This window comes from Arthrobacter sp. 10N44_2, assembly GCF_056394385.1.
Genome location: NZ_JBFTHT010000001.1, coordinates 89,089 through 108,654, shown reverse-complemented (window position 1 = coordinate 108,654; position 19,566 = coordinate 89,089). Strand labels below are relative to the sequence as shown.

Below are 19,566 nucleotides of genomic sequence, written 5' to 3'. Positions count from 1 at the left end.
TCTTCTCAACAGCGGCGGCGGCGGCGGTGCCGGAGCCCGTGTGCAGGCCTGCGCCTTCAGTTACTGCTTTGTCTGCGACAGTCGTGTCCAAAACTCTTCCAATCCTTGTTGTACGCGGTTGACGTCTTCCGGCGTCCCCATGAGTTCGAAGCGATATAGGTGTGGGACCTTGCACTTGGCGGCGATGATGTCCCCTGCCATGCAGAAGTTGTCCCCGAAATTGGTGTTTCCTGCGCCGATCACTCCGCGGATCAGCTTCCGGTTGCCCGGATCGTTCAAAAACCTGATGACCTGCTTTGGAACAGATCCCTCTCCCCCGGTGCCTCCATAGGTCGGGAGCAACAAAACGTAGGGCTCCCGGGCCACCAGCGGAGCGTCCCTCGGGTAAAGGGGGATCCTGGCGGCGTCGACGCCCAGCTTCGCAACGAAGCGTGCGGTGTTTTCGGAGGTGGAGGAAAAGTAGATGAGCCGGCAGTGGGTGGTGGTGGCCGGTGCTGCTGTGCTGACCGCTTCCCCGCCGTCAGCCGTGGCAGCCACCCGATCTTCAGTTGTTACAGCCACGGTGGTCACCTCATCTACCGTGAATTCTTCCCTGGTAGCGGCGTCCTGGGCTTTTCAGGCGACAGGGCGTTTCAGGCTACAGCGACGGCGGCAGCCTGCGCCAGTTCTTCGATCTTGTCCGGGCGGAAACCTGACCAGTGGTCCTGGTCGGTGACGACAACGGGGGCCTGCATGTAGCCCAGGGACTTCAGGCGCTCAAGGGCTTCCGCGTCCTGGGAAATGTCGACGCTCTGGTAGGCGATGCCCTTCTTGTCCAGCGCGCGGTAGGTCGCGTTGCACTGAACGCAGGCCGGCTTCGTGTAAACCGTAACGGTCATGGTCCTGTCCCCTTTGTTGAAGTCTTCTGTGGAGCGCAATCCCGGCTCCGGATGTCCCGCGCTGATGCTCTGCTGGAACTGTATGTCGATACTACATGTAGTGCAAGAGCCTCATGTGGACCCCAAGATGATGTATTACAAGTATGTCATTTAACCCACCTTTAATCCACAGGAGGGGGCCCTCCAAATGTCCGGATTTCCGCCATTTTGGCGGACGAAATCCACACCCTGTGGAGTAGTTAGCCACATTAATCACGCCCGCGTGTCGCACCGCAGACGGCGTGTCGCGCGCCGCCGCGGGGACCCGGGTTGGTGGCGCCGGCCACTACATCTGGTGTCCGGGCACACGAAAGAGGCGGGCACCGTAGTGCCCGCCTCAAGCGATTCGTGATTGTTCTAACACCGGGGCTAGGCGGCGGAGTCGAGCACGATCTGCTGCACGTCGAGGTAGCCCGTTTCAAACCCGGCCCGGGAGTAGCAGAGGTAGAACAGCCACATCCGCTGGAAGACCGCGTCAAAGCCCATGGCCCCCACCTCGTCCTCGCGGGCCATGAACCGCTCTTCCCAAAGCCGCAGCGTCTGGGCGTAATGCTCACCCATGGCGAGGCGTTCGCGGACGCGCAGTCCGGTCTGCTTCGCCGTGATGTCCTCGATGGCCCGGACGGACGGAATGACCCCGCCCGGGAAGATGTACTTGTGCACCCAGGTGTAGCTGGTGCGGGTGGCCATGAGCCGGTCGTGGGCGATCGTGATGGCCTGGATGGCCACCTTGCCGCCCGGGGCCAGGACCCGCTCGATGGTCTGGAAGTAGGTGGCCCAGTATTCGAAGCCGACGGCCTCGATCATTTCGACCGAGACGACGGCGTCGTACTCGCCCTCCACGGCGCGGTAGTCCTTGAGCTCGATCGTGACGGCGTCGGCGTAGCCGGCCTCGGCCACGCGCTGGCGGGCCAGTTCCTGCTGCTCGCTGGAGAGCGTCACGGAGTAGACGGTGGCGCCGCGGGCGGCGGCGCGCAGGGCAAGCTCTCCCCAGCCGGTGCCGATTTCCAGGACCCGGGTGCCTTCCTTCACGCCGGCCTTGTCCAGCAGCCGGTCAATCTTGGCCTGCTGCGCTGCGGCCAGCCCGTCCCAGGCCACGTTCCGCAGGGCGTCGCCGCTTTCCGGGAAGAGGGCGCTGGAGTACGTCATGGTGCTGTCCAGGAACGAGGCGAAGAGCTCGTTGGAGAGGTCGTAGTGCCGGGAGATGTTGGAGCGGGTGTTCTTCTCCGTGTTCCGTTCCCTGCGCGGCTGGCGCGGCAGGTACAGGCCGCGCAGCTTCTGCAGCGGCTCGGGAACGAGCGTGCCGACGCGGGAGGCAAACACCTCCATGACGGCGGTGAGGTCATCGGCGTCCCAGTCGCCGGCCATGAAGGACTCGCCCAGGCCGATCAGGCCGCCGTCGCCGAGGCGGGTGGCGAAGGCAACGGGACGGTTGATGGTCATGACGGGATAGCCGGCGGCAGCCTCGCCAGAGGCGGTGCCGGCGGGTACCTGGTCGGAGGGAGCCGTGCCCGGTGCTGCTTTGCCTAATACTGTGCCGTCCGGGTACCGGACTTCCAGCGGCAGCCTGCGCACGGCCGCCTTGAAGATAGCGTCCGCAGCGCGTCCGGCCACACGGGCCTTGAGGCTCGAGGGCACCGTGGCGATGCTGGGCCAGATGGCGGCGTCGATGGTAGCGGGAGGCTGGGGAACGGTGTACGGCACCCTGCTGGTGACGAGCCCGCTGTCGACGGCGCTGCCGGCAACTGCGCTGTCGTTTACTGCGCTGCTGTGAGTGGTGCCCTGTGCCCGTCCCGTACCGGATCCGGTCGCTTCGGTCATTGTCACTGAACTGCCTCCTGTGAAGGGTGGTGTGGTTTTTTGATGATGGGCAGGCGGCGCGCCCACAGTTTGATGCCCTGCCAGCGGATCTGCGCCGCGACACGCAGCGGGGCCGCGGGTACGGCGAGCGCCGCGGACACGACCTTCCGCACGCTTGCTTGGTGCCGGACGCCGTCCATGGTGGCGATGAAGGGCTGCTGTCCCTCCCGTTCCAGGACGATCGATACGGCGAGCCGTTCGCCGGGTTCGGGGAGCTTCATGCGGTACTCGCCGTCGACGTCGTTGAACGGCGAGACGTAGAACGCCTTCGGGACGCTCGCCCTGCCCATGGCGTCGGTTTCGAGGAGGTAGCAGTGCCGCTCCCCGTACGTGTTGTGAACCTCGGCGACGACGCAGCGCAACTCACCGGAGGCACTATGGCACCAGAACACGCTCAGCGGGTTGAACACGTGCCCGAACACCCGGGCGCTGGCAAGCATGGTGATGCGCCCGCCGTCGAGCGTTATCCCCTGGGTGGCAAGGTAGCTTTCCACGTTGCCGCGCAGGGTGCCGTCCGGATCGCCGAGGTGGTCCTCCACCCGGAATCCCGCCAGCGGCCGCAGCAGGCGCGGCAACTGCGGGAGATGGTCGACGTCGACATACCAGCTGTAGCTGCGGTAGGTAAACGCGTTGCGCAGCGGAGTCCGCCGCACATGGGCGATGGCAGTGCGGTAGATGGCCGCGCCGTGGAGGCCGGCCGGATGGATGGTGGCCGGCGCGCTCATGGCACCTCCATCGCGGCCGGCGGAACCGCGGCCGGCTGGACTGCGGGCGGGGCGAGGTCCGGGTCCACGGCCACCGTGCCGATGTTAACGGGAAGCTGGTCCCAGTCGCGGCCGAGCCGGGCGGCCGCCTTGAGACCGGACAGGGCGCCGTCCTCGTGGAATCCCCAGCCGTGGTACGCGCCGGCGAAAGCCAGCCGCCCGTCGCCGAGTCCGAGGATCCGCTGCTGCGCCGCCAGCGACTCCGGGGTGTACTGCGGGTGCTCGTAGACCATCCGGTCCAGGACCGTGGCGTCGTCGATCAGCTCGGATTCGCCGAGGCTGACGATGTACCGGCCGCCGTCGACGGGTTCCAGCCGTTGCAGCCGGGTCATGTCGTAGCTGACCAGGACCTTGTCCGGCCGGGCGTCGCAGGACGGAAGCCGGTAGTTCCAAGAGGCCTGGGCGTTGGGGCTGGCCGGCAGCACGGCCTCGTCCCGGTGGAAGAGCGTCTGGTTCACCGAATACGGCATGCCGCCAAGGGCGGCCCTCTCGGCCGCCGAGGCGTCGGTGAGCATGCGCAGGGCCTGCGCCGGGTGGGTGGCGATGACGACGGCGTCAAAGGTCTCGCGCACGGTCCCGGCACCGAGCGCGGACGTGACGTCGACGCCGTCGGCGTGCCGGTGCACCGTGGTGACCGGGCTGGCGAGCCGGATGTCCGGCAGGGTCGCGGCGACCTTGTTGACGTAGCTGCGCGAGCCGCCGGTGACGGTCCGCCATTGCGGGGAGCCCTTGACGCCGAGCAGGCCGTGGTGGCCCAGGAAGGTGAACAGGTAGCGGGCCGGGTAGGCCAGCGCGGTGGTGGGGTCGCAGGACCAAACGGCGCTGACCACGGGGGTCATAAAGTGCGAGATGAAATAGCTGCTGAACTTCTCCTGGGCCAGGAACTCCCCCAGGGTGAGCTCGTGTCCGGCGACTGCCGTGCCTGTGGCGGGTTCGGCCAGCAGGGCGCGGGCCCGGCGGTGGAACCGGGTGACTTCCAGCAGCATCCGCAGGTAGCGTCCACGCAGCAGGGTGGACGGCCGGGGAATGATCCCGCGCCCCTTGGCCCGTGCGCCGGCGTATTCCAGCCCGCAGCCGTCGCAGCGGACGGACATGCTCATTTCGGAGTCCTGGGTTTCGACGCCGAGCTCGGCGAACAGGCGCAGGAGCGTGGGATACGTCCGTTCGTTGTGGACGATGAAGCCGGTGTCCACGCCCAGCGTGGGTCCGTTCTGCTGCGGCACATCGTGGGTGTGGGCGTGGCCGCCGAGCCGGGAGTCGGCCTCGAAGAGCGTTACCCGGTCCTGCCCGTTCAGCACGTACGCGGCGGTCAGCCCCGCCACTCCGCTGCCGATGACGGCGACGCGCCGGCCTGCCGGAATCCCTGCTGCTTGCGACACTGATCTGCTCCTGTTGTCTGGCCCGAAGTCTCTTATGGGCAATTCGGTGCCGTCGGGCGGCCGGATGAGTATGAATGTGGGATTTTTCAGTTCTGCTGTCAGACCCTCGCCAGTGACGCCGTCAGCTGCCACTCGAGTTGGGTTCCTCGGATTCTCCTGCATGGGCCCGGCCGCGCAGCGCAGACTTTCCGTGCGGACATTCCGGCAGACACATCAGCACGCAGACCGGCACGGCCGCCGGAGGGCCGGATATGCCACAATGAAGCGGGAATTCCGGTCCCGTCTCCGTGGACCCGCAACCAGGCGAAGGGCAGCCCTTGATCAACCCCGTCCATCTCCGGACCCTTGTGGAAGTGATCCGGCTTGGATCGTTTGCGGCCGCCGCCACCCGGTTGGGCTACACGGCTTCGGCCGTCTCCCAGCAAATGTCGGCACTGGAACGCGACACCGGCGTCACCTTGTTCCAGCGCGCGGCCCGCAGCATCCAGCCGACCGAAGCCGCCGTCGTCATGACCCGGCACGCCGCCAAGGTCCTGACGGACATCGAGACGCTGATGGCCGCCGCCTCCCGGGCGCAGGAAAGTCCCAGCCAGGAGCTGCGGCTGGGCATCTTCCCGAGCCTCGCCACCTATGTGCTGCCGCCGATCCTGCGGAACCCTGCTTGGAAGAAGCTCGGCATCGACCTGCGGGTCTCGGTCGCGGAACCGGCCCAGACCATCCAGGGGCTGCGGACGGGCGGCGAACTCGACGTCGCCCTGGTGTACCAGGTGGGCCAGTCCGGCCTCGCCTGGCCGCACACCGTGGACCGGCAGTGGATCGGAGACGACGACTTCCGCGTGGTGCTGCCGGCGGCCTGGGGCATCGGCGCGGATTCCAAGGTCGCCGCGCCGCATCTATCGGACATGCCCTGGATCATGCACCACCCCGGCACGTCCGACGCCACGGTGATTGAACGGCTCTTCGCGAGCTGCAACCTGCACCCCCGCGTGGTGGCCTACAGCGATGACTTCCACGCGAGCCTTGAGATGGCCGCCGCCGGGCTCGGCGCCGCCCTGGTCCCCGACCTCGCCCTGCGGCACCGGCCTGCCGGCGTGGTGGTCCTCGATGTGCCGGAGATCCGGCTGGCACGGAATGTTTTCGCCCTGCTGATCAACGAGAAGCGGACGGCCCAGGTCCAGCTGTTCGTGGAGCTGCTGGCCGAAACGATGCACCGGCCCGGGACCACGGGAAGGGACTGAGCTGAAGCCCCCGTTAGGCCGGCGCCGTTCAGCGCCGCCTGGCCCGCTTCCCGACCGGCGCCACGAGTGCGTCGATGATCCGGTGCTTGGTCCGGGTGTACGGCGGGTAGATCAGTTCCAGCGTGTCCGGCCACAGCGGCTTGTCCAGGGTGGGGCGCTCATGCGAGAACGTCCGCACCGAATGTTCCCCGTGATAGGCCCCCATGCCACTGCCGCCGACCCCGCCGAAGGGAAGCCCGGGGACTGACAGATGGGCCGCCGGAACGTCGAAGCACAGGGCCCCCGACGAGGTCCGCCCGGCGAAGGCGCGGCGCGTCTGCGGATCGTTGCTGAAGACGTAGAGTGCCAGCGGCTTGGCGCGCCCGTTGACCTCCTCGATGGCCGCGTCGAGCCCGTCCACGGGCACCAGTGGCAGCAGGGGTCCGAAGATTTCTTCCGCCATGACTGCGTCGCCGGGCGCCGGGCGCAGCAGGGTCGGCGCAAAGTAGCGGCTGGCGGCGTCGCGCTGTCCGCCGTGCACCACCGTGCTGGCGTCGGCGAGGGCCGCGAGCCGTGCGAAGTGGCGGTCATCGACTATCCGGCCGTACGACGGGCTCGCCGCCGGGTCCGGTCCGAAGAGCGCCGTAACGGCCTTGATCAGCTCGGCCTGCAGCGGCTCTAGGATCTCCTTCCGGGCCAGGACGTAGTCGGGTGCGACGCACGTCTGCCCGGCGTTCATGAACCGGCCCCAGGCGATGCGTTTGGCCGCCGTGGCCAGGTCCATGGATGTATCGACGTAGGCCGGGGACTTGCCGCCGAGCTCCAGCGTCACGGGGGTCAGGTGCTCGGCCGCCGCGCGCATCACCACCTTGGCCGCGGCTTCTCCCCCGGTGAAGAAGATGTGGTCGAAGCGTTCGGCCAGGAGGGCGGTGGTCTCCGGGATGCCGCCCTCAACCACTTCGGCGGCGCCGGCCAGGTATTCGGGAATCCAGCGGGCCAGTACGGCCGAGGTGGCCGGGGCATGTTCGCTCGGCTTGAGGACCACGGTGTTTCCCGCGGCCAGGGCGCCGGCGAGCGGGGCGAGCAGCAGTTGCAGCGGGTAGTTCCACGGCCCGATCACCAGCACCACGCCCAGCGGGGTGAGTTCGGTCCAGGCGCGGGCCGGCCGCACTGCCAGCGGCACCGGCACGCGGCGGGGCCGGAGCCAGCCTTCGAGGTGCCGCTCCAGGTGCGCCGCCTCGGCGTCCACGAACCCGATCTCCGCGAGCTGCGCCTCGGTGTGGTGCTTGCCCAGGTCGCGGGAGAGGGCTTCGGCGAAGTCCGCGTGCCGCTCCGCGAGCATGCGCCGCAGCCGGCGCAGCTGATCCAGCCGCCAGGTGAGCGGGCGGGTGGTCCCGGCGTCGAACGCGGCCCGGGCACGGCCGACGGGTGAGATTACATGCTGCATCCGATCAATGTACAGTCATGCGGCCGTCCGCCGGTCCGGTACCGGTGACTCCGGTACGGAAAACCCTGCCAACGCTGGAATGGTCCGGTTTTCAGGACTATGTTGAAGATATGAACAAGGTAGCGAGCAAGCACTTCGGCGAGGTCGAGCTCAACCACGGACGGGAGCATAATCTCACCGCCACGCATGAGCTGGCGGGCCAGACCGTGGAGCTTGACCTGAATGTCAACGCGCATGACCATTTCGATGAAGCGGCCATGCATAAAGTTGACTACCGCCTGCGCTTCCTGCCCGAACTCGTGGATCAGGTCCGCGAAATGATCGCCGAGGAACTGGACCAGGAAGGCACCAGTCCGCAGGAGTACCGCCACTTCCATTGCAACGCGATCAAGGACGAACACCTCAAGAAGGTCTTCGGCGTCGAGGACAAGAGCCAGCTGACCGACGAGGTCTTCCTCAAGGCGCTCAAGCTCGGCCACGTGGGCATCTACCCCGGCCAGCCGGAACGCTACTTCGTCCTCGATTTCACGCTGGGCCAGCACTTCACCGACGAGGTCCTCGTCGCTTCTGCGGATGAGGACGGCGTCGTCGACGACGAAATCCTCTGGGAGTCCTGACCCGGGCATCCTGAGTCGCTGGCAGTCCTGCATCGACTGCTCCGTATATGCCCTTCCGGGCGCTTAAAACGGCGGCTGCCCAGCAATCGATGATCAAGAACGTACGACGCCGGCCGGTCACCTTGGAGGGTGACCGGCCGGCGTCGTTTGTGCGTGGAGCGGGCTCCTTGACGGCTGCTTGCCTGGTGGCCTGTTACTTGGCGGCTGAGAGCAGTTCGGCGCGGACGGTCCTGGTGGCCGTGACGAGGTTGCGCAGCGACTCTTCAGTCTCGGCGTAGCCGCGGGTCTTCAGGCCGCAGTCCGGGTTGACCCAGAGCTGGCGGGAAGGGACGTGCTTGACGGCGGTGCTGAGCAGTTCGGTGACTTCCTGTTCGCCCGGGACCCGGGGCGAGTGGATGTCGTAGACGCCCGGGCCAACGCCGCGGCCGAAGCCGTGGGACTCGAGGTCGTGGACGACCTCCATGCGGGAGCGGGCGGCCTCGATCGAGGTGACGTCGGCGTCGAGGCCGTCGATCGCGTCGATGATGGCGCCGAACTCGGAGTAGCACAGGTGCGTGTGGACCTGGGTGGCGTCCGCGGCACCTGCGGTGGAGAGCCGGAAGGACTTCACGGACCAGTCCAGGTACGCGGCCTGGTCGGCCTTGCGCAGCGGCAGGAGCTCGCGCAGGGCGGGCTCGTCCACCTGGATGACCTTGATGCCGGCCGCCTCGAGGTCGGCGATCTCGTCGCGGAGGGCCAGCGCCACCTGGTTGGCGGTCTCGCCGAGCGGCTGGTCATCGCGGACGAAGGACCAGGCCAGGATGGTGACCGGGCCGGTGAGCATGCCCTTCATCGGCTTGCTGGTCAGGGACTGCGCGTACTCGGCCCACTTCACCGTGATCGGGGCGCTGCGGGTGACGTCGCCCCACAGGATGGACGGGCGGGTGCAGCGCGAGCCGTAGGACTGGACCCAGCCGTGGACGGTGACGTCGAAGCCATCGAGGTTCTCGGCGAAGTACTGGACCATGTCGTTGCGCTCGGGCTCGCCGTGGACCAGGACGTCGAAGCCCAGCTCTTCCTGCAGCTGAACGACGCGCTTGATCTCGTCCTTCATGAGCTGCTCGTACTGCTCCGAGGTGAGGTCGCCGCGGTTGGCGCGGGCCCTGGCGGTTCGGATTTCGCCGGTCTGCGGGAAGGAGCCGATGGTGGTGGTGGGCAGCGGAGGCAGGTGCAGGGCCTTCTCCTGGGCTGCCTCGCGGACAGCGTAGGCGGAGCGGTTGAAGTCGGCGCCCGTCAGGGCGGCGGTGCGGGCCCGGACGTCGCTGCGGCGGACGCCCTCGGCCCCGGCGCGGGAGGCGATGACGCGGGTGGCCTCGTCGATGGCGGGCTGGACGGCTGCCTCGTCGGTCAGCAGACCGGCGAGGGTGACGACTTCAACGGCCTTCTGGTCGGCGAAGGCCAGCCAGCTACGCAGCTGCTCGGAGAGTTGGACTTCCTCGTCGACGTCGTGCGGGACGTGCTGCGTGGAGGTGGAGGTGCTGATGGCCAGCTTGGCCACCGACTTCTTCAGTTCGGCGATCTTCTTCGCGGAGGCGGCGAGGTCGTTGCGCCAGATGTTGTGGCCGTCCACGACGCCGGCGACGAGGGTCTTGTTGCCCAGCGCGGCCAGGGCAGCGGCGGACGGGACCTCGCCCTTGAAGACGTCCAGGTGCAGGGCGTCGATGCCGGTGGCGGCGAGGGTGCCGAGCTGGCCGTTGAGCGCGCCGTACGGGGTGGAGACGAAAAGCTGCGGACGCCGGGCCGCGGCGGCCAGGGCCTCGTAGGAGCGGGCGACGGCGGCCTGGATTTCCACGGCCGGGGTGTCCTGGTCCACCACGAGGGCGGGCTCGTCGAGCTGGACCCAGCTGGCGCCGGCGGCGGCGAGCTTCTGAAGCAGCGCCGTGTAGACCGGGAGGACGTCCTCCAGGCGGGACAGCGGGCTGAAGCCGGCCGGGGCGTCGTCGGAGGCCTTGCTCAGCAGCAGGAACGTCACCGGGCCGACGATGTACGGGCGGGTCTCGACGCCGTTGGCGAGGGCGTACTCGAATTCCTCGACGATCCGGTTCGAGGTCAGCGCGAAGTTGGTCTCCGGCCCGATTTCCGGCACGAGGTAGTGGTAGTTGGTGTCGAACCACTTGGTCATTTCCAGCGGCTGCTGGTCCTTGTTGCCGCGGGCCAGGGTGAAGTAACCGTCGATGTCGAGCTGGCCCTGCGCGTTGAGGAGGTTCCCGAAGCGGGCCGAAACAGCACCGAGGTGGGCGGCGGCGTCGAGCACCTGGTCGTAGTAGGAGAAGGTGCCGGGCACCGCGGCGGCTTCGGTCAGACCCAGGCCCTGGAGCCGCTTGGCTGTGCCGAGCTGGATTTCCTTGGCGGCGGCGTCCAGGGCTGCGGCGTCGATCTTGCCGGCCCAGTAGGCCTCGACGGCCTTCTTGAGTTCGCGGCGGCGGCCGATGCGCGGGTAGCCCAGGATCGAGGCAGCCGGGAACGGAGTGGGGTTGAGTGTGTTCAGTGCAGTCATGGGAAGTCCTAAGTGTTGGTGGTGTGGTGCGGAGGGAAGTTGTGTTTTCCTGGCGCGGTCAGCTGGCGAGCTGGCGGCGGCTGGCCGTGTGCCGGTTGCCGCCGTTCTTGTTGCCGCGGTGCGGGCGGGGCAGCGCGAGTTTGTCCAGCACGTCCAGTGCCGCGGCGTGCTCATTGAACGTGTAGAGGTGGATGCCGGGGGCTCCGGCGTCCAGGGCTGCGTTGGCGAGATCAACGGTGGCGCTGACCCCGATCCGGGTCCGTTCGGCGTCGGTGTCGGCAGCCGCGAGGCGTTCGATGAGTTCCGGGGCCGGTTCGACGCCGGTCAGTTCCCCGAGCCGGGCGAGCCGCCGGAGGCTGGTGAGCGGCATGACCCCGGGAATGATCGGGATGGTCACCCCGGCCCGGCGTGCCCGGGCCAGGAGGTCGGCGTACTGCTCGGTGTGGAAGAAGACCTGGGTGATGGCGAAGTCGGCGCCGGAGCGCTGCTTGGCCAGCAGGACCTCGACGTCGTGCGCCTCGCTCGGGGATTCCGGGTGCCGGGTCGGGTAGGCGGCGACGCCGACCGCGACCCTGCCGGCGCACAACAGCGCCGAACGGCGCTGCTCCACGCGGCGGATGAGTTCGATCAGGTCCTGGGCGTAGCGGAGCGATCCCGGCGGCGGGGTTTCTCCATCCTTGGGCCGGTCGCCGCGGAGGGCGAGGATGCCGCGGACGCCGACGTCGAGCAGTTCGCCGATGATCTCCGCCAGTTCCTGCGGGGAATTCCCCACACAGGTCAGGTGGGCCAGGGGCCGGAGCGTCGTTTCCTGCACGAGCCGGTTGACGAGATCGACGGCGGTGCTGCGGTTGGAGCCGTTGGAGCCGTAGGTCACGGACACGTAGTCCGGGTCTGTGGCTTCCAGTTCGCCGATGGTGGTCCAAAGGGATTCCGCGGCTGCGGGCGACCGCGGCGGGAACAGCTCGTAGGACAGCGCAACAGGGGCCGCGCCGGCAAGATTGGGATGGGTATCGATAAGGCTTGGTGGTGACATTTGCGTCCTTGGCTTTGAACACTGCCGCCGGGAGATCCGGAAGCCCCGAAGGACCGGAACCAGAAACGGAAACTCCGTCGTCAGTGAATTGAGTTTGGGGAACACGGAGGGAACTTCAGCAGGGCGCAGCCGCGACTGTTACGCCTGATACGAAGTTGTCCGTGAGCAAATGTCAGGCCCACATGGGGGCACCCACACCCTCCTGGGCCGCCCGGGGGCAGCTTTCAGCGGAGGATCGCTGACACGTTACTGAGGTAACTTGTATAGAACTCTAAGGCCGGGCCGTGGGGCCCTTCAAGTCGGTCCCCGAATTAAGACGCACCTTTACGGCCGTTTGCGGCGCCGGGCAGAACAATGTTCGCCCAAGGTGCCATTTTCGCCCCACGCGGCCCGCTCTCCCCAACGCATCCGGGCAGGACTATCCTGTTGCCATGATTCAGCTTCCAGCCAGCTATCAGCAGTACCTCGCCGGCAAGAGCGAGAGCTTCATCAACACGGTTCGGCCAGTCCTCATGCAGTCGGCCGCAGAGAGGTTGCACGGGGTCCGGATTCTCGTGCTTCCGCATGGCCACCAGGCGCATCTGGATGACACCATCCCGTATGGGACGGTGGTTGAGGACATCGACTGAGCCCGGGTGGCCTCTGTCTAGTCGCCCAGGAGCAGCCGCTGGGAACGCGGGGCCAGCGTGTGTTCGAGCACAAGGCAGGCCGCACCGACGGCGCCGACGTCCTCGCCTACCCCCGTGCCCACGACTTCGATCCCATGGATCCTCCGGGTGGCACTGTTCGCCTCAACCAGACCGGGGACCAGCTCGAGGTAAGCCGCTGAGAGGCAGGTCCAGAACGGGCCGCCAAACACTACCCGGTCCACGTCCAGGGCGTTGGTGACGACCGACACCGCACGGGCCACGAGCACTGCGGACCCACGAATGATTTCCTTGGCTGCGTCGTTGCCGGCTTCGGCGATCGCGCACAACTCGGCGAAACGTTCCTGAACTGCCGGCGCGCTCCTGTCCTGGAGTGAACCATTCAATATCCCGGCCGCCTCAGCCTGCGCCACGAGGACCTGCGGAATGGCGGAGGACTTCACGCAGCCGTGTTGCCCGCAGTCGCAGAGGGCACCGCCCGGGTCGACGATGATGTGCCCGATTTCTCCGGCGTTGCCCGAGGTCCCGCGGACGACTTCGTCGTTGAGCACGATCCCGCAGCCGATCCCGGTCCCCATGTACATGAAGACGAAGCTGCCCTCGCCGCTGGGGCCCCCGGCCCAGGTTTCGGCCACGGCTGCGCTGGTGACGTCCTTGTCCATGAGTGTCGACAGGCCCGTGGCTTCCGCGAGGGCATCCCGCAGCCCCACGTGGTCCCAGCCCGGCAGCAGCGGCGGGTCCACGACGGCGCCCTCGTTGAGGTCGATGGGCCCCGGCGACGCAACCCCGAGCCCGGCGATCCGGTCCGGGTCCACCCCGGAGTCCAGGATGAGCCTCTTGATTTCGCCCGCGATGGTGTCAATGACAGCCCTGGGGTCGGTGCCGGGCGGGGTGGTGATCCGTGAGTGCCGGACGACGGCGCCGAGGAGGTCCAGCACGACGAACGTGAGGACGGCCGGGTCCAGGTGGACGCCCACGGCATACATCCCCGCGGGATTCAGCCGGAGCATGGTCCTGGGCTTGCCCGGTCCGGTGCCTTCCTTGCCCGCTTCGACGATCAGGTGCTGGTCGAGCAGGCGGCGGGAAATGTTGGAGATGGTCTGCGGCGAGAGTCCGACAATCTGGGCCAGTTCCACCCGGCTCAGCCCGCCGGGTGTGCGGCGGATGGCGTCGAGGATGACTGTGAGGTTGAAGTCGCCCATCTTCGGTAGGTTGGTCCCTCGCCTCGGCGAGGGTTGCCGGAACTCGGTCACTGATACCTCTAAACGTTTTGGCCACGCACAGCAGTTGTCAGAATCGTACGTTACGTGCAGGCGTGCGCCCACACTTGCGCTTTACCGACACAAAGTTTCTTGCGTCAAGGCCGCCGGGTGCTGGCCGTGACCGTGAATTTTGGATTCCTGCCGGCCTCGCGGGTGGGACCGATCAGCCGTTCCAGGGCCGGCCGGTAGTGCAAGTGGCTGTTGAACACGGTCCAGAGCTCCCCGCCCGGGGCAAGCACCCTGCCGGCCGCTTCGATCAGCTTGATCCCCGCGCCGGAGTGGACCGCCGCTTCCAGGTGGAAGGGCGGGTTGAGCAGCACCAGGTCCGCGCTGGCGTCCGGGAGGGAGCTCATGGCATCGTCCTGAAGCACGTCGATCCGACCGTCCAGGCCGTTGGCCCGGGAGGTGGCCAGGGCTGAGTCGACAGCTGCGGCGGACCGGTCGGTCGCGGTGACGCGGGCGCCGGGGTTGGCGCGGGCGTACATCGCGGCGAGGATTCCGGTGCCGCAGCCAAGGTCGACGGCATGGGTGGCGTGCGGCATCCGGGGCAGGAAGTCCAGCAGGAACCTGGTCCCGATGTCCAGCCCGGTGCCGGCAAAGACGGCGCCCCGGGCGCAGACCGTGAGGCCCAGTTCGGCGTTGACCTCAGTGACCGGGAAGGGCAGCGCGGCCGGGACCGGCTTGGGGCTCCGGGCCAGCAGGAGCCGTGATTTCTGCCGCGCCAGCTGGGGCTGGACATCCTCAAAGTAGCGCGCCAGGACGGTGTTCATGCCCAGGCTCATGTGTTTGACGCGTCCGCCCGCGACCAGCACCACTTCGGGCGCCGCATAGCGGGCCACGGCGTCGGCGATTTCCTCAAGTTCCGCCAGGGACCGGGGCAACTGCAGCAAGACCAGGGAGGCTCCCTCCAGCAGTTCGGCGCCCAACGGGAGGTGCTTGAAGCCGCCGTCGATGCCCAGGGCCCCGGCGTTCGCCCGCAGTGCCCGTTCACCGGTGATGAGGTCCTGCTGGACGCGCACAGCGTCCGCCCCGAGGTTCAGTGCGCCGAGGGTGAGGGCACCGTACCGGTCCCCCACCACCGCGAGCCGGCCGCCGGGCTGCAGCAGGCCGGCCGCGGGCATCTCAAGGGCAGAGTCCAGCAGGAGTCTGTCCGTCGCGTCCCAGGCCTGCAGGTTGTCGGCCTCGACGTCGGGGAATCTTCTCAGCCGGGCAAAGAGGGATTCGAAGCTGTTGTCCGCCACGCGCGTTGTGCCGCCGTTTCTTGTCGGGCTTGGGTATGGGTGCTGGCAGTGGGAGCCGGGTGTGAGGCCTCCCCCGGCGCTGCTCTGCAGGTCTTACGTTTTACGTTATACCGGACCGGGCCAGCAGGGTGACGATTCCGGCGACGGCGGCCCGGCCGGCCCGGTTGGCGCCGATGGTGGACGAGGAAGGCCCGTAGCCGACGAGGTGCACCCGCGGCTCGCCCGCGACCTGGGTGCCGTTCATCGCGATGCCGCCGCCGGGTCCGCGCAGGTGCAGCGGGGCGAGGTGTTCGAGTTCGGCCCGGAATCCCGTGGCCCACAGGATGACCCCGGCGGCCAGGAAGCTGCCGTCAGTCATCCGGACCCCGTCGGGTTCGATCGCGGTGAACATGGGGTGCCGGTCCAGGGCGCCGCGCGCGGCGGCGGCGCGCAGGGCCGGGGTCCAGATCAGGCCCGTCACGGAGACGACGCTCTGCGGCGGCAGGCCCTGGCGCACCCGCTCCTCGACCAGGGCGACGGCGTCGTGGCCGGCCTGCCGGTCGAACGCGGCCTCGCGCCAGACCGGTACCCGGCGCGTGAACCATGTGGTGGTGGTGACCTTGGAGATCTCATCGAGCAGCCCGACGGCCGAGATCCCGCCGCCGACGACGATGACGTGCTGCCCGCGGAATTCGTCGGCGGAAACGTAGTCGGCGACGTGCAGCTGCCGGCCGCGGAAGCTGGCCTGGCCCGGATAGATGGGCCAGAATGGCCGGGTCCAGGTGCCGGTTGCGTTGATGAGGGCGCGGGCAGAGAACCGGCCGCGGGAGGTTGCGATGCTCAGCCGCCCGGCGGGGTCATCGTCCTCGCGGCTCACCGACTGCACTTTGACCGGCCGCTCAATCGCGAGGCCGAGGTCGTGCTCGTACCCGCCGAAATAGCGGGTGAGGAAACTGGAGCTGGCCTCGGCGGGGTCCACATCGGGCTGCGGGATTCCCGGGAGGTCGCTGATGCCGTTCACCGTGGCCATGAGCAGGCTCTTCCAGCGGTGCCGCCAGGCTCCGCCGGGCCCGTCCTCGGCGTCGAGCACGATGTACGTCCCGGCCGCGGCCGGGCCGGCCGGGTCAGCGCCGGCCGGGACGAAGCCGCGGCGCTGAAGGTGGTAGGCCGCCGACAGGCCCGCCTGGCCGGCGCCGACCACGACGACGTCGGCCGCCCGCACCGTCTCTGCGGTCACGGTCGTGTCCCCGGTCAGATCTTCTTGACGACGCTGGACTTGAGCTGCATGGGGCCCACGCCGTCCACCTTGCAGTCGATGTCGTGGTCTCCAACACCGTTGACCAGGCGGATGCCGCGGACTTTCGTACCGACCTTGATGACGGTGGAGCTGCCCTTGATTTTCAGGTCCTTGACCACGGTGACGGTGTCGCCGTCGGCGAGGACGTTGCCCACCGCGTCCTTGATGACCGCGGCCGCGGGGGTGTCGGCCTCTGTGTCAGTCTCCGCGGATGCGGACCATTCGTGCGCGCACTCCGGGCAGACCAGGAGCGCCCCCATTTCGTAGGTGTATTCGCTGGAGCATTCGGGGCACGGGGGCAGGGAGTCGTTCACCCGACCAAGTTTAGTCGCCGCCTGTGCCCGCCCGAATTCTTGCCGCTTATTCCCGCCGCTTTTTCTCGCCGCTGGCGGGGCGCCCTAGAACGGGTTCAGCAGGCGGTCCACGAACTGCCGAGTGCGTTCCTCCCGCGGGTCCCGCAGAACGGTGTCGGGGTGGCCGCGTTCGACCACCACGCCGCCGTCCATGAAGATGACCTCGTCGGCCACCTGACGGGCGAACGCGAGCTCGTGGGTGACCACCACCATGGTCCAGCCTTCGTCAGCGAGTTCCTTGATGACGGTCAGGACCTCGCCCACGAGCTCGGGGTCCAGCGCAGAGGTGGGCTCGTCGAAGAGCAGCAGTTGCGGGCGCAGGGCGAGGGCACGCACAATGCCGACGCGCTGCTGCTGGCCGCCGGAGAGCTCGAACGGGTAGCTGTTCTCCTTGCCGGTCAGGCCGACGCGGGCCAACAGGTCCCGGGCCTCCTGGATCGCGTCCGCCTTGGGCCGCTTCTGCACCTGGACCGGGCCCTCGATCACGTTCTCCAGGACGGTCTTGTGCGGGAAGAGGTTGTAATGCTGGAACACCATGGCGCTGCGGTCCCGCAAGGCCAGCACCTGCTTCTTCGCCACCGGTGTGGCGAAGTCCACGGTCAGTTGCCCCGCGAATTCGGCGACGCCGGCGTCGGGCACTTCGAGGCCGTTCAGGCAGCGCAGGACTGTCGTTTTTCCTGATCCGGACGGCCCGATCAACGTGACCACTTCGCCGCGGCGGACTTCAAGGTCGATGGATTTGAGCACAACATGGTGGCCGAACGACTTGCGCAGGCCCGTGACGGTCAGGAGCGGCTCGTCCGGGACAGGAACGTCAGAGGGTTGCGGTTCAGTGGGCGACATAGCGGTCCAATCTCTTCTCCAGGACGGACTGTCCGCTGGCGAGAACGAGGCAGATGACCCAGTAGATCACGGCCGCCTCCAGATACAGCAGCATGAACTCCTGGCTGAAGGCCGCCACCTGCTGCGCCACGCGGAACAGTTCGGTGACGAGGATCAGCGACGCCAGCGACGTGTCCTTGACCAGGCTGATGAAGGTGTTCGACAGCGGCGGAACCGAGACCCGGGCGGCCTGCGGCAGGATGATCCGCACGAGCGTCTGCCGGCGCGACATTCCGATGGTGTGGCCGGCCTCCCACTGGCCCTTCGGAACCGACAGGATGGCCGCCCGGATGACCTCCGCGGCATAGCCGCCGACGTTCAGGGAGAACGCAATGATGGCGCTGGGCCAGGGGCTGATGGTGATTCCGACGGAAGGGAGCCCGTAGAAAATGACGAACAGCTGGACCAAAAGCGGGGTTCCGCGGATGACGGAGATGTAGGTCCGCGCCACCGCCGAAACCAGGCGGTTGCGGCTCAGCCGCATGAGGGCCACCACCAGAGCCAGCAGCAGGCCCAGGCTGAACGAGGCCAGTGCCAAGGGAATGGTGCCGAAGATCGCACCCGTCAGGAGCGGGCCCAGCGATGACCACACGAGTTCCCAGTTGATGCTCATGCCCGGACGCGGCGTTTCTCTGCGGCTTGCACAGGGCTACTTCGAGACGTCGGCGTCGAAGTACTTCTGGGAGATCTTCGTCAGGGTGCCGTCGGCCGCCAGCTCGCCGAGGGCCTTGTTGATGGCATCGGTCAGGCTGGTGGATCCCTTGCGCAGGGTGAACGCGCTCAGCGACTTGTCGGTGGTCTCGGCGGCAATCTTGATGTCGGCGTCGTGGTCGGTCTTCTGGGAGTCCAGGTAGGTCAGCTTGTCGTTGATGGTGGCATCGACGCGGCCCTGCTTGAGCAGCGTGATTGCCTGCGCCCAGCCCTCGACGGCCTCGACGTTCGCGCCGCTCTGCTGCGCCAGCTTGTACCAGTTGCTCGTCAGGGACTGCGCCGTGGTCTTGCCCTTGAGGTCGTCAAAGGAGTGGATGCTGTCGTTGTCCGACTTCGTGACGATCACGCCGGTGCTCACCGTGTACGGGGTAGAGAAGTCGTACTTCGCCTTGCGCTCGTCGGTGATGGAAACCTGGTTGGCGACGACGTCGAACCGTTTGGCGTCGAGGCCGGCGAAGATGGCGTCGAACTGCGTCTCCTGGTAGGAGGGCTTGACGCCCAGCTTCGCGGCGACGGCGTTCATGATCTCCACGTCGTAGCCCGTCAGCTCACCGCTGCCGTTGGCGTGGAACGTGAACGGCTTGTAAGTGCCTTCCGTGCCGACCTTGAGCACGCCTGCGCTCTTGACGTCGCTGAGGGAGGTGTCCGCACCGGCTGCCGGCGCTGAGCTGGCCGGGGTGGTGGACGCCGACCCGCAGCCTGCCAGGGCGAGTCCTGCAGCGGCGATGAGGCCAATAACGGAAAGTCGTGTGCGCTTCATGATGTTCCTTAGTCGTGGAGCCGGAAATGGCCTTCCAGCTAAGCCGCAGGGCGGCTGTCTCCTAGCGACGATAGCAAGGTCCAGCTCAGGGTGGAGAGCCTAAATGACAGTTTATGACGTCCGGTCATGAGACGGTCTTGACGTATGCGACTTTCGAAGTCCTGCACAGCTGCAGAGGGTACGAAAAAGGGAACCACCGCCTGGCGGTGATTCCCTTTCTGGTGGAGCTGAGGGGACTCGAACCCCTGACCCCCTGCATGCCATGCAGGTGCGCTACCAGCTGCGCCACAGCCCCTCATTTGCCTGGAAGTTTCGTCCTCCCTGAAGCAACCTGAATAGCCTAAACCACAAATCGCGTTCGCGCTAATCGGCGCGCTGACTCATGGAACAGGGCGTGGAACGGGGCACAAAATCCAGCATGGAACCGGGCACAAAAAAATCCGCCGGAATCTTTCGATTCCGGCGGATTATCCGGTGGAGCTGAGGGGACTCGAACCCCTGACCCCCTGCATGCCATGCAGGTGCGCTACCAGCTGCGCCACAGCCCCGAATTTTCGCTGCTCCGAGCATGTCTGCCGACGTGCGATGTTCCGGTTTTTTGTCCGGATTTCTCCGAAGCAACTCAAATATCTTAGACCAGCCCTCCGGAAAATTCCAAATCGGG

18 protein-coding genes and 2 tRNA genes are annotated in these 19,566 nt (G+C 67.3%); 3 read left to right on the top strand and 17 right to left on the bottom strand.

All coding sequences use genetic code 11. The features are described 5' to 3' along the window. Nucleotides 1–60: 60 nt before the first annotated feature. The 5 genes from nrdI to AC1DBX_RS00530 all read right to left on the bottom strand — a co-directional run bounded on the left by nrdI (nucleotide 61) and on the right by AC1DBX_RS00530 (nucleotide 4,920). Entirely contained in the window at nucleotides 61–465 is a 405-nt protein-coding gene (nrdI, locus tag AC1DBX_RS00550; protein ID WP_476931041.1) for a class Ib ribonucleoside-diphosphate reductase assembly flavoprotein NrdI, read from the bottom strand. 167 nt (nucleotides 466–632) lie between these two features. Continuing rightward, nucleotides 633–878, bottom strand: a complete 246-nt coding sequence (gene nrdH / locus AC1DBX_RS00545) for a glutaredoxin-like protein NrdH (protein ID WP_018773329.1) — start codon at nucleotides 876–878, stop codon at nucleotides 633–635. A gap of 408 nt (nucleotides 879–1,286) precedes the next feature. Beyond that, a complete protein-coding gene (locus AC1DBX_RS00540; protein WP_476931040.1) occupies nucleotides 1,287–2,738 on the bottom strand; it encodes a class I SAM-dependent methyltransferase in 1,452 nt (483 codons plus the stop codon). 2 nt (nucleotides 2,739–2,740) lie between these two features. Beyond that, a complete protein-coding gene (locus AC1DBX_RS00535; protein ID WP_476930813.1) occupies nucleotides 2,741–3,502 on the bottom strand; it encodes a DUF1365 domain-containing protein in 762 nt (253 codons plus the stop codon). Beyond that, nucleotides 3,499–4,920: an NAD(P)/FAD-dependent oxidoreductase gene (locus tag AC1DBX_RS00530; protein ID WP_476930812.1), complete on the bottom strand. Its 1,422-nt coding sequence runs from the start codon at nucleotides 4,918–4,920 to the stop codon at nucleotides 3,499–3,501. The genes AC1DBX_RS00535 and AC1DBX_RS00530 overlap by 4 nt, the downstream gene beginning before the upstream one ends. A 317-nt stretch (nucleotides 4,921–5,237) precedes the next feature. Here AC1DBX_RS00530 and AC1DBX_RS00525 point away from each other — a divergent pair, with 317 nt between their 5' ends. Then, nucleotides 5,238–6,158: a LysR family transcriptional regulator gene (locus AC1DBX_RS00525; RefSeq protein ID WP_476930811.1), complete on the top strand. Its 921-nt coding sequence runs from the start codon at nucleotides 5,238–5,240 to the stop codon at nucleotides 6,156–6,158. A gap of 28 nt (nucleotides 6,159–6,186) precedes the next feature. On the opposite strand, the gene AC1DBX_RS00520 is transcribed toward AC1DBX_RS00525, so the two are convergent. Continuing rightward, complete coding sequence (locus tag AC1DBX_RS00520; protein WP_476930810.1) at nucleotides 6,187–7,584, bottom strand: aldehyde dehydrogenase family protein; 1,398 nt, start codon at nucleotides 7,582–7,584, stop codon at nucleotides 6,187–6,189. A gap of 110 nt (nucleotides 7,585–7,694) precedes the next feature. Here AC1DBX_RS00520 and AC1DBX_RS00515 point away from each other — a divergent pair, with 110 nt between their 5' ends. Beyond that, nucleotides 7,695–8,201, top strand: coding sequence for a DUF2004 domain-containing protein (locus AC1DBX_RS00515; protein ID WP_026537142.1), 507 nt, complete (start codon nucleotides 7,695–7,697; stop codon nucleotides 8,199–8,201). Between the two features lie 193 nt (nucleotides 8,202–8,394). On the opposite strand, the gene metE is transcribed toward AC1DBX_RS00515, so the two are convergent. Further along, complete coding sequence (metE, locus tag AC1DBX_RS00510; RefSeq protein WP_476930809.1) at nucleotides 8,395–10,737, bottom strand: 5-methyltetrahydropteroyltriglutamate--homocysteine S-methyltransferase; 2,343 nt, start codon at nucleotides 10,735–10,737, stop codon at nucleotides 8,395–8,397. 58 nt (nucleotides 10,738–10,795) lie between these two features. Beyond that, the gene (locus AC1DBX_RS00505) at nucleotides 10,796–11,770 is read right to left on the bottom strand and encodes a methylenetetrahydrofolate reductase (RefSeq protein WP_476930808.1); all 975 of its coding nucleotides are present in this window, start codon (nucleotides 11,768–11,770) and stop codon (nucleotides 10,796–10,798) included. 431 nt (nucleotides 11,771–12,201) lie between these two features. On the opposite strand from AC1DBX_RS00505, the gene AC1DBX_RS00500 reads away from it, so the two are divergent. Further along, nucleotides 12,202–12,399 (top strand): hypothetical protein, encoded by a 198-nt coding sequence (locus AC1DBX_RS00500; protein WP_018773338.1) that lies wholly within the window; start codon nucleotides 12,202–12,204, stop codon nucleotides 12,397–12,399. Between the two features lie 17 nt (nucleotides 12,400–12,416). On the opposite strand, the gene AC1DBX_RS00495 is transcribed toward AC1DBX_RS00500, so the two are convergent. From AC1DBX_RS00495 to AC1DBX_RS00455, 9 genes are all read right to left on the bottom strand, one after another. After that, nucleotides 12,417–13,619: an ROK family transcriptional regulator gene (locus tag AC1DBX_RS00495; RefSeq protein WP_476856899.1), complete on the bottom strand. Its 1,203-nt coding sequence runs from the start codon at nucleotides 13,617–13,619 to the stop codon at nucleotides 12,417–12,419. 155 nt (nucleotides 13,620–13,774) lie between these two features. Further along, a complete protein-coding gene (locus tag AC1DBX_RS00490) occupies nucleotides 13,775–14,920 on the bottom strand; it encodes a class I SAM-dependent methyltransferase (protein WP_476930807.1) in 1,146 nt (381 codons plus the stop codon). A gap of 100 nt (nucleotides 14,921–15,020) precedes the next feature. Then, complete coding sequence (locus tag AC1DBX_RS00485) at nucleotides 15,021–16,136, bottom strand: NAD(P)-binding domain-containing protein (RefSeq protein ID WP_476850128.1); 1,116 nt, start codon at nucleotides 16,134–16,136, stop codon at nucleotides 15,021–15,023. Between the two features lie 14 nt (nucleotides 16,137–16,150). Further along, complete coding sequence (locus AC1DBX_RS00480; RefSeq protein ID WP_230008766.1) at nucleotides 16,151–16,510, bottom strand: zinc ribbon domain-containing protein YjdM; 360 nt, start codon at nucleotides 16,508–16,510, stop codon at nucleotides 16,151–16,153. An 84-nt stretch (nucleotides 16,511–16,594) separates the two neighbouring features. After that, a complete protein-coding gene (locus AC1DBX_RS00475) occupies nucleotides 16,595–17,392 on the bottom strand; it encodes an amino acid ABC transporter ATP-binding protein (RefSeq protein WP_476850130.1) in 798 nt (265 codons plus the stop codon). Continuing rightward, nucleotides 17,379–18,044 (bottom strand): amino acid ABC transporter permease, encoded by a 666-nt coding sequence (locus tag AC1DBX_RS00470; RefSeq protein WP_476856903.1) that lies wholly within the window; start codon nucleotides 18,042–18,044, stop codon nucleotides 17,379–17,381. The genes AC1DBX_RS00475 and AC1DBX_RS00470 overlap by 14 nt, the downstream gene beginning before the upstream one ends. Before the next feature lie 36 nt (nucleotides 18,045–18,080). Further along, nucleotides 18,081–18,902 carry an amino acid ABC transporter substrate-binding protein gene (locus tag AC1DBX_RS00465; protein WP_230008769.1) on the bottom strand — a complete coding sequence of 274 codons (822 nt, stop codon included), beginning with the start codon at nucleotides 18,900–18,902 and terminating at the stop codon, nucleotides 18,081–18,083. 219 nt (nucleotides 18,903–19,121) lie between these two features. Further along, nucleotides 19,122–19,197, bottom strand: a tRNA-Ala gene (locus tag AC1DBX_RS00460). A gap of 180 nt (nucleotides 19,198–19,377) precedes the next feature. Then, nucleotides 19,378–19,450 (bottom strand) — tRNA-Ala (locus tag AC1DBX_RS00455). Between the last annotated feature and the right edge of the window lie 116 nt (nucleotides 19,451–19,566).